Source organism: Nonomuraea spiralis (assembly GCF_014648435.1).
GTDB classification, from domain to species: domain Bacteria; phylum Actinomycetota; class Actinomycetes; order Streptosporangiales; family Streptosporangiaceae; genus Nonomuraea; species Nonomuraea spiralis.
This window is the reverse complement of sequence record NZ_BMRC01000001.1, coordinates 123,404-132,317: the sequence shown is the minus strand read 5'-3', so window position 1 is coordinate 132,317 and position 8,914 is coordinate 123,404. Positions and strand designations below refer to the sequence as shown.

Here is an 8,914-nt window from a genome sequence, read left to right as displayed (position 1 = left end):
TGGCGGGGCCGAGGAGGAGTGCCATGTGGTTCCGGTCCGGCCGCACGCCCATCAGGGGATCGATCGCACCCGTGGCCGGAGAGCCGCCGTCCCAGTGCAAGGAGATCGCCCGTTGAACCTGGAGCACTACATCGACGGGACGCACGTCCCCAGCGTGTCCGGCGAGACGTTCACCTCGCTCGAACCCGCGACCAACCGACCCACGCTGACCGTTGCCTCAGGAGACGCCGAGGACGTCGATCTCGCCGTACGCGCCGCGCTCAAGGCGTTCACCGACGGGCCGTGGCCGCGGATGCCCGGCGAGCGGCGGGCGGAGGTGCTGCGCGGCATCGCGGCGGCCATCGAGGCCCGCGACGAGCGCATCGCCGAGCTGGAGTGCGGCGACACCGGCCTGCCCATCACCCAGGCCCGCGGCCAGGCCCGCCGCGCCGCGCAGAACTTCCGTTTCTTCGCCGACGTCATCACCAGCCTGGGCGAGGACGTCTACCGCGTCGGCTCGGCCCAGCTCAACTACGTCGTGCGCAAGCCGGTCGGGGTGGCCGGGCTGATCACGCCGTGGAACACGCCGTTCATGCTGGAGACCTGGAAACTGGCCCCGGCGCTGGCGGCCGGCTGCCCGGTGGTGCTCAAACCGGCCGAGTGGTCGCCGCTGTCGGCGAGCCTGCTGCCGGAGATCATGGAGGAGGGCGGGCTGCCGACCGGCGTGTTCAACCTGGTCCATGGCATCGGCGAACGGGCCGGGGCGGCGCTGGTGGCCCATCCCGACGTACCGGTGATCTCCTTCACCGGCGAGACCACCACCGGCCAGACGATCATGCGCGACGCCGCCACCGGCCTGAAGACGTTGTCGATGGAGCTGGGCGGCAAGTCGCCGCTGCTGGTCTTCGACGACGCCGACCTGGAACGGGCGCTCGACGCGGCCGTTTTCGGCGTCTTCTCGCTCAACGGCGAACGCTGCACGGCCAGCTCCCGCGTGCTCGTGCAGGACACGGTCTACGAGGAGTTCGTGACCCGGCTGGCCGAGCGCGCCGCGCGGGTGCGCGTCGGCCCGCCGCACGACCTGGCCACCGAACTGGGCGCGCTCATCCATCCCGAGCACTACGAGCGGGTGGTGTCGTACGTGCGCGCCGGGGTCGAGGAGGGCGCCCGCCTGGTGGCCGGCGGCGGCCGTCCGGAGGGCCTGCCCGAGGGCAACTTCCTGGCCGCCACGGTGTTCGCCGACGTGACGCCCGCGATGCGCATCTTCCAGGAGGAGATCTTCGGCCCGGTCGTGTGCGTGACGCCCTTCTCCACCGAGACGGAGGCGGTGGAGCTGGCCAACGCCACCCGGTACGGCCTGGCCGCGTACGTGTGGACCAGCGACCTGCGCCGCGCCCACCGCCTGGCCCAGTCCGTGGAGGCCGGCATGCTCTGGATCAACTCCCAGAACATCCGCGACCTGCGCACGCCCTTCGGCGGCGTGAAGGCCAGCGGGCTCGGCCGGGAGGGCGGCCGGTACAGCATCGACGTCTACACCGAGGCCCACATCGTGCACGTGGCCACCGAGGACCTGCCGATCCCCCGTTTCGGGCTCGGCTGAGTTCCCGGCCGGTCGCGTCTTTCACCGTGCCGCGTCTTTCACCGTGCCGCGTCTTTCACTGTGCGCCCATGTGTAACGCGCGGGCCACCTCGGCGGTCTACCGTGCGCGCATGACGACGCGCAGGTTGTTCGCGAGCGTGCTGGCCACCCTCCTGGCCGGCGGTACGGTCGCGGTCGTACTGACCCAGACGCCATCCGCCACGGCCGAGCGCCGCGGCCAGGCCCCCGTCGTGATCGGGCACCGCGGCGCCAGCGCCCACCGGCCCGAGCACACGCTGCTGTCCTACGAGGCGGCCATCGCGATGGGCGCCGACTACATCGAGCCCGACCTGGTCTCCACCAAGGACCACGTGCTGGTGGCCCGGCACGAGAACGAGATCTCCGGCACGACCGACGTGGCCGTCCACCCCGAGTTCGCCGACCGGCGCACGACCAAGACCGTGGACGGCCGGCCGGTCACCGGCTGGTTCACCGAGGACTTCACGCTGGCCGAGCTGAAGACCCTGCGGGCCAAGGAACGCGTGCCCGACCTGCGGCCGGACAACACCGCCTTCGACGGGCTCGCCGAGATCCCCACGTTCGAGGAGGTCGTGCAGCTCGCGCTCCGGCACGGCGTCGGGGTCTATCCCGAGACCAAGCACCCGACGTACTTCGACGCGGCCGGGTTGTCGCTGGAGGAGCCGCTGCTGGAGGTGCTGAACCGGTACCACGTGCGCAAGGCGTACATCCAGTCCTTCGAGACCGCGAACCTGCGCGAGCTGCGCGGCCGGACGCGGCTGCCGCTGATCCAGCTCATCACCTACGGCGGCGCGCCCTACGACTGGGTCGCCTCGGGCAGCACCCGCACCTACGACGACATGGTGACCCCCGACGGCCTGCGCGAGGTCGCCCGGTACGCCTCCGGCATCGGCGTGGACACCCGCCGCGTGGTCCCGGTGGACGCCTCGGGCGCGACGCTGCCGCCGACCACGCTGGTCCAGGACGCCCACCGCCGCCGGCTCGACGTGCACGTGTGGACGATCCGCAACGAGAACTCCCAGCTTCCCGCCGACTACCGGAAGGGCAACCCGGCCAGCCCGGTCCACGGGCGGGCCACCGGCGACGTGGCGGGCTGGCTGAGCAGGCTGATCGAGCTGGGCATCGACGGCGCGTTCTGCGACGACCCCGCGATGGGCCGCGCGGTCGTCGCCGGACGCCCCGCCTGAGGCCCTCCTGACGGTCACGATTCCGCCCGCGCCGGAGCGGCGGGCCCCCGGCCGGGGGTTCCGCCGCTCCCGCGCGGCGGCCGTCAGGTACGGCGCCAGCGGGACTCGCCGAAGCAGTAGCCCGCGAACAGCAGCAGCCCGAGCGCCACCACCGCGAGCAACCACGGTCCCACCGGCGTGTCGGCGAAGCGCCGCAGGGTCGCGTCGATGCCGCCCGCCTTGTCGGGGTCGAAGGTGACCGCCGCGTAGCCGACGAAGACACCGGCGCCGCCGGTGATCACGCCGCGCGCGACGTAGCCGGCCTGGCCGAGGCGTTCCATCACCGAGCGGGCCTTGGGCGACATGCGGCCGAGGTCGAGCTCGCGCTCGAACTTCTTCGTGAGGCCCTCGTGGATCCAGTAGACGCCGAGGGCGATGACGCCGAGCCCGACCAGGCCCACGATGATCTGGCCGCCGGGCAGGTCGAGCAGCTTGCTCGTCAGGTTCTGCGACTGCTTGTCGTCCGACTTGGCCCGGCCCGCCAGCAGCACGCTCAGCAGGGTCACGCAGATCAGGACGTACACGCCGGTACGGAAGGCCGACTGGACGCGGTCGGCGGCCTTGCGGTGACTGAACACCGCCTCCGAGGCCTGCCACAGCGCCAGCCCGGCGAAGCCGACCGTCATGATCCACAGCAGCACCTGACCGAAGGGCAGTGCGGCGATGGTGGTGATGGCTCCGGACTTGTCGGCCTGGCGTGAGCCGTCGCCGAAGGCTATCTGCAGCGCCAGCACTCCGATCAGCGCGTACAGCACGCCTCGGCAGGCCAGCCCGACGCGGGCCAGCGTGTTCATCGCCGGGCTGTCGGCCGCCCTGCGGGCCGCGTCCTTGGCTTCGCGGCCCGCGCTCTGTGCGGTGCTCACCGTTCCTCCTGGGGGTTCGCGGAAGAACCTTCCAGTGCCCGGGAAACGGCGTCCTAGGCGTCGGCGATCAGTCGAAGGCGAGCGTGGGCAGGTCGACGGCGGTGGCGCCGCCGTCGGCCACGACCACGCTGCCGGTCATGACGGCGCTGTCCGGCGAGGCGAGGAACAGGCAGATCGCGGCGATCTCGTCGGCGGTGGCCGGGCGGCGCAGCGGCACGTCCTTGGTGACCAGCTCGTACGCCTCGTCGCGGTTGATGCCGTCCCGCTCGACCAGGACGTCCATCTCCTCGTCGGCCATCGGCGTACGGACCCAGCCGGGGCACAGGCAGTTGGCCCGGACGCCCTGGGGGCCGTAGTCGCGGGCGATCGAGCGGGTCAGGCCGATCAGCGCATGCTTGGTCGTGACGTATCCGGAGACGGCGGGACCGGCGGCCAGGCCCGCGATCGACGACACGACGACGATCGCCCCCTTCGAGCGCACCAGCGCCGGCAGCGTCTCCCGGCAGGTCACGAAGCAGGTGTTGAGGTTGGCGTCGAGGCTGAGCCGCCAGGAGGCGTCGTCGGTCTCGCCGACCGGCCCTCCCCCGTGGCCGCCCGCGTTGGCCACCACCACGTCGAGCGCGCCGAAGCGCCGCAGGCACGCCTCGACCGCCTCCCGCGCCTGGACGGTGTCGGACATGTCCGCGCAGGCCACGGCCCCCGCGTCGCCCAGGTCCGCGGCCACGTCGGCGAGCGGCCCCGGCCGGCGGCCGGTCAGCATGACCGAGGCCCCCTCGGCGGCGAACCTGCGGGCGGTCGCCGCGCCGATGCCGGTGCCCGCTCCGGTGATCAGCGCGACCTTTCCCTTGAGCCTCATCGCCTACTCCTTTACAACGGGAAGCTATATGATTTCATAGACGAATTCGTGGAGGAAGGAGCGGCCATGACCGATCGCCCTGCCGGTTGGAAGAACATGGACGATTTCGCGCCCGGGATCGCCACGAACCGCCTTCCGGCCACGTACGCGCTCGCGGGCACCGAGGTGGACCTCACCTTCGACGACGGCAGCAAGACGTCACTGTCCTTTGCCAGTCGTTACAAGGTGCACGCCGACGGCGGCCCCGCCGAGCCGTACGAGGCCGTGGCCATGCGGGAGGACCTGTTCTACGTCGGCCGCGCGCACACCGAGCGGCCGCGCGAGTACACGGTCACCGTCCTGCACACGAGCACGGGCCGGGCGCTGCGCGTCGTCTCCGTCATCGCGCCCGAGCCGGTCCCCGGCCAGCCGCGGGTGTCCCAGACGTTCACGCCCGGCGTGATCGAGGGCCAGGAGGTCACCGGCCCGCCGCCCGCGCCGACCCGCGAGCTGATCGGACTGCGGGCCCTGTACCGCTACAGCCCCGAGCATCTCTACGAGCACGTCTACCTCAGCTCCGAGCGCTACGCCTGGCAGTGCCTGGCCGGCGCGCAGCGCGGCCACGGCGACGTCGATCTGGCCTCCGCCTGGAAGATCGCCGACAACCTGTACGTGTTCACCTTCCGGGAGTTCCGCATCCCGGTGGCGGCCACCTGGCTCTACGACTGGAGCGCCCTGCGCACGGTCGGCACGTTCTTCGGGCTGTCCGGCGAGGGCGAGATCCACCATTCCCCCGGCGGCGCGCACATCGAGCCGCTGGGTCAGATCATCTATCCGGCCGGCGAGGAACCGGTCTGAGGAGAAACACATATGAGTGACAATCTCGACGCGGTACGCGCCTCCTACGCGGCCTCGGCGGCCGGCGACGTGAACGGCATCGTATCCCTGCTGGCCCCCGGGGCCCGGTGGACGGAGATGGCCGGCTTCCCGTACGGGGGCACGTACGTGGGGCCGGAGCAGGTGTTGTCGGAGGTGTTCGCCAAGCTGGGCGGCGAGTGGGAGGGATACCAGGCCGAGCCGGACGAGTACGTGGACGGCGGCGACGTGATCGTGGTGATCGGCCACTACAGCGGCGTCTACCGCGCCACCGGCAAGTCGATGAGGGTGCGTTTCACCCACGTCTGGCACCTGGAGGACGGCCTCGCCACCCGTTTCGAACAGTTCACCGACACGGCCCTCGTCCGGGAGGCGCTCGCCCCATGATCCCGTCGCGCGGCCGGATGAGGGCCGGCCGCGCGGCGTCCTCACCCCGTCAGCCCGGCCACGCGCCGCATCACCTCGCGGCAGAACGCCCCCACGCCGTCCGGGTCGTCGATGAACTGGGACGGCTTGATGCAGAACGTGGTGTACCCCTCGGCCATCCGGGCCGGGATGTGCTCCAGGGCGGGGCCGAGCGGCGCGCAGGAGACGGCGTCGGGGAAGACGGCCCGCGTGCCGCCTGCCAGCTCCAGCTCGCCGATGTCGCGCCCGGCCGCGGCCATGCCGTCGGCCAGCGCCTTGATGTCCTCGGCCGGCGGGTAGCCGAGCGGGTTGAATCCGCTGCCCCACCGGGTCATCCGGCGCAGCAGGTGCCCGCTCATCCGCGCGCCGCCGAACCACAGCGCCGGCCCGCTCTCCCGGTACGCCTTCGGCTCGAAGTACACCTCGTCGAACCGGTAGTGCCGCCCGTGGTAGGAGACCGGCGAGTCGCGCCAGAGCAGTTCCCAGATCTCCAGCTGCTCGTCGAGCAGCCGGCCGCGCTGGTCGAACGGCACGCCGAGCGCGGCGTACTCGTCGCGGCTCCAGCTCACGGTGGGCAACACGATCAGCCGGCCCTCCGACAGCAGGTCGAGCGTGCCGAGCTCGCGGGCCAGCGCCAGCGGGTGGCGCAGCGGGGCGAGCACCGCGGCGGCGGCCAGGCGCAGCCGGGAGGTGACCGAGGCGATGGCGGCCAGCAGGCCCAGCGAGTACGGCCACGGCGTGAACGGGTCCTGGTTGCCGGGCAGCGCGTACTCGCGGGGGTTGGCCATGCGGCCCCGGGCGCCGGCGTCGGGGCCGAGCACCATGTGCTCGCTGATCATGACCGAGTCGAACCCGGCGTCCTCGGCCTCACGCGCCCACCGGACCAGCGCCGGCAGGTCGCGGGCCGAGGTCATCGTCCAGTTCTCGGACAACACGAGTTGCATGCGCGGTTGCTTCATCTTGCTTTCATACCCGAACGATCTTCAGCAATCTAGCTCTTGAACGCAATCGTTTGGCACCTTACGATCCCTCCCAAAATCCGCAGAGAGGTCGCCCATGATCCCCAAGAGGGCACTCGCCGTCCCGCTCGCCGCGCTGCTCCTGATCGCGGGATGCGGCCTGTCCGACGAGCCCACGGCCGCCTCGCCCGGCGGCACCGGCACCATCAAGGTGGGCGGCGTCAGCTCGCTGAGCGGCGCGGTCACCTTCCCCGACTCCTCGGCCGCGGCCAAGGCCGTCTTCGACCGGGTCAACGAGCAGGGCGGAGTCAACGGCCAGAAGATCGAGTACGTCAGCGCCGACGACAAGGGCGACCCGGCCGCCGCCGCCCAGGCCGCCAGGGACGTCGTCACCAACCAGGGCGTGGTGGCGCTGGTCGGCTCGGCCAGCCTGCTCGACTGCGCCGTGAACGCGCCCTTCTACCAGCAGTCGAAGATCGTCTCCATCCAGGGCACCGGCGTGGACCCGACCTGCTTCGAGTCCCCGGCGATCTCCCCCGTGAACACCGGCCCGTACCTCAACATGGCGATCAACCTCTACTACGCCTCCGAGGTGCTCAAGCGGGACAAGGTCTGCATGTTCCTGGCGATCCTCGGCAACACCAACGACGCCTACGGCGGCGCCGTGAAGAGCTGGACCGCGCTCACCGGCAAGAAGCTCACCCTGGACGACCGCACGGTCAAGCCCGACTCCGACCCGACGCCGTTCGTGCTGCGGGCCCGGCGGGAGGGCTGCCAGGCGGTCCTGTACAACGGCACCGAGCCGATGGCGATCGCCTGGATGAAGGTCGTCAAGCAGCAGGACGTCAAGGGCATCGACTGGCTGATGACCACCGCCCCCTACACCGAGGCCGTCGCCAAGGCGCTCGGCCCGGACGGCGACGGCACGTACGCCAACGCCGAGTTCGAGCCGTTCACCGAGGCGGACTCGCCCGCGCTGAAGGACTGGCGGACGCTGATGACCTCCAAGAACGTGCCCCTCACCTCCTTCGGGCAGGGCGGCTACCTGGCGGCCACGTACTTCGTGGACACGCTGAAGACGATCAAGGGGCCGATCACCCGGGAGGCGGTGACGGCGGCGTTCAAGGCGCTCAAGCCCGTCCAGACGCCGCTGACCGGCACCCCGTACGAGTTCGGGGAGGCTCCCAGGCACTTCTCCAACCGGGCCGGCAAGATCGTCCAGCTCAAGGACGGCGCCTGGCACGTGGTCACGCCCGAGTGGGTGCGCTACCCCGGGACGCTCGACTGATGTTCCAGGGCCTGGTCTCCGGGCTGGCCGCGGGCGGCACGTTCGCCGCCCTCGGCCTCCTGCTCACCGCCATGTACCGGCTGACCGCGACCGTGAACCTGGCCGTCGCGGCGACCGGCGTGGCCGGGGTGTACGTGATGGCGGCGCTCGCCGGGACGGGGTGGCCGTACTGGGCGGCGGCCCTGGCCGGGGTGACGGCGGGGGCGCTGGTGTCGGCGTTGTGCGGGTTCGTGATGACACGCTGGTTCGCCGAGAGCGGGCCGCAGACCCGTACGGCGGTGTCGATCGCGCAGCTCATCGGGATCATCGCGCTGGCCTACATCGCCTTCGGCGACGAGCCGCGGGTGTTGCCGAACCCGGCCGCGGGCCGCGTCGCCACGCTCGCCGGGGTCGTGGTGACGCAGGGCGCGGTCGTCCTGCTCGCCCTGGCCGTCGTGATCGGCGCGGGCACGTCGCTGCTGCTCACCCGTACGCCGCTGGGCCTGCGCCTGCGTGCCATGGCCGAGCGGCCGGTGACCACGGAGCTGCTGGGCATCGGCACCCGCGCGCTCACCGTCACCGTGTGGGCCCTGGCCGGCGCGTTGTCGTCGCTGGTGCTGCTGGTGGTGGCGCCCGTACGGTCGAGCGACATCCTGTCGCTGAGCATGCTCATCGTGCCCGCCTGCGCGGCGGCGCTGCTCGGCGGGCTGCGGCTGCTGGCCGGGGCGCTGGCCGGCGGCCTCGCGCTCGGGCTGCTGGAGGGGGTGCTCGCGGGGTCGGCGGTGGTCCAGCAGTACCGGGACGTGGTGCCGTTCGCGGCCATCCTGCTGATCCTGGTGTGGAGCCGGCGCAGGGAGGTGTGGGATGCCTCCCGCTGACAAACCGG

The 8,914-nt window shown here is 71.8% G+C and carries 9 protein-coding genes; 6 read left to right on the top strand and 3 right to left on the bottom strand.

What is annotated here, in order from left to right:
* The first annotated feature begins 112 nt into the window (after positions 1-112).
* Together hpaE and IEZ27_RS00595 are read left to right on the top strand one after the other, a co-directional pair.
* A complete protein-coding gene (hpaE, locus tag IEZ27_RS00600; protein ID WP_189645378.1) occupies positions 113-1,579 on the top strand; it encodes a 5-carboxymethyl-2-hydroxymuconate semialdehyde dehydrogenase in 1,467 nt (488 codons plus the stop codon).
* 110 nt (positions 1,580-1,689) lie between these two features.
* Positions 1,690-2,784, top strand: coding sequence for a glycerophosphodiester phosphodiesterase (locus IEZ27_RS00595; protein ID WP_189645377.1), 1,095 nt, complete (start codon positions 1,690-1,692; stop codon positions 2,782-2,784).
* 83 nt (positions 2,785-2,867) lie between these two features.
* On the opposite strand, the gene IEZ27_RS00590 is transcribed toward IEZ27_RS00595, so the two are convergent.
* Both IEZ27_RS00590 and IEZ27_RS00585 read right to left on the bottom strand, forming a co-directional pair.
* Positions 2,868-3,686 (bottom strand): DUF1206 domain-containing protein, encoded by an 819-nt coding sequence (locus IEZ27_RS00590; protein ID WP_229823009.1) that lies wholly within the window; start codon positions 3,684-3,686, stop codon positions 2,868-2,870.
* Between the two features lie 67 nt (positions 3,687-3,753).
* The gene (locus IEZ27_RS00585; RefSeq protein WP_125637692.1) at positions 3,754-4,542 is read right to left on the bottom strand and encodes an SDR family NAD(P)-dependent oxidoreductase; all 789 of its coding nucleotides are present in this window, start codon (positions 4,540-4,542) and stop codon (positions 3,754-3,756) included.
* 66 nt (positions 4,543-4,608) lie between these two features.
* Here IEZ27_RS00585 and IEZ27_RS00580 point away from each other — a divergent pair, with 66 nt between their 5' ends.
* Positions 4,609-5,379 carry a MoaF C-terminal domain-containing protein gene (locus IEZ27_RS00580; protein WP_189645376.1) on the top strand — a complete coding sequence of 257 codons (771 nt, stop codon included), beginning with the start codon at positions 4,609-4,611 and terminating at the stop codon, positions 5,377-5,379.
* Positions 5,380-5,391: 12 nt separating this feature from the next.
* The gene (locus tag IEZ27_RS00575; RefSeq protein ID WP_125637694.1) at positions 5,392-5,784 is read left to right on the top strand and encodes a nuclear transport factor 2 family protein; all 393 of its coding nucleotides are present in this window, start codon (positions 5,392-5,394) and stop codon (positions 5,782-5,784) included.
* A gap of 41 nt (positions 5,785-5,825) precedes the next feature.
* On the opposite strand, the gene IEZ27_RS00570 is transcribed toward IEZ27_RS00575, so the two are convergent.
* Positions 5,826-6,761: a TIGR03619 family F420-dependent LLM class oxidoreductase gene (locus IEZ27_RS00570; RefSeq protein WP_229823007.1), complete on the bottom strand. Its 936-nt coding sequence runs from the start codon at positions 6,759-6,761 to the stop codon at positions 5,826-5,828.
* A 97-nt stretch (positions 6,762-6,858) separates the two neighbouring features.
* On the opposite strand from IEZ27_RS00570, the gene IEZ27_RS00565 reads away from it, so the two are divergent.
* Both IEZ27_RS00565 and IEZ27_RS00560 read left to right on the top strand, forming a co-directional pair.
* Positions 6,859-8,049 (top strand): ABC transporter substrate-binding protein, encoded by a 1,191-nt coding sequence (locus IEZ27_RS00565; protein WP_189645375.1) that lies wholly within the window; start codon positions 6,859-6,861, stop codon positions 8,047-8,049.
* Positions 8,049-8,906, top strand: coding sequence for an ABC transporter permease subunit (locus tag IEZ27_RS00560; protein ID WP_189645374.1), 858 nt, complete (start codon positions 8,049-8,051; stop codon positions 8,904-8,906). The genes IEZ27_RS00565 and IEZ27_RS00560 overlap by 1 nt, the downstream gene beginning before the upstream one ends.
* Positions 8,907-8,914: the final 8 nt, after the last annotated feature.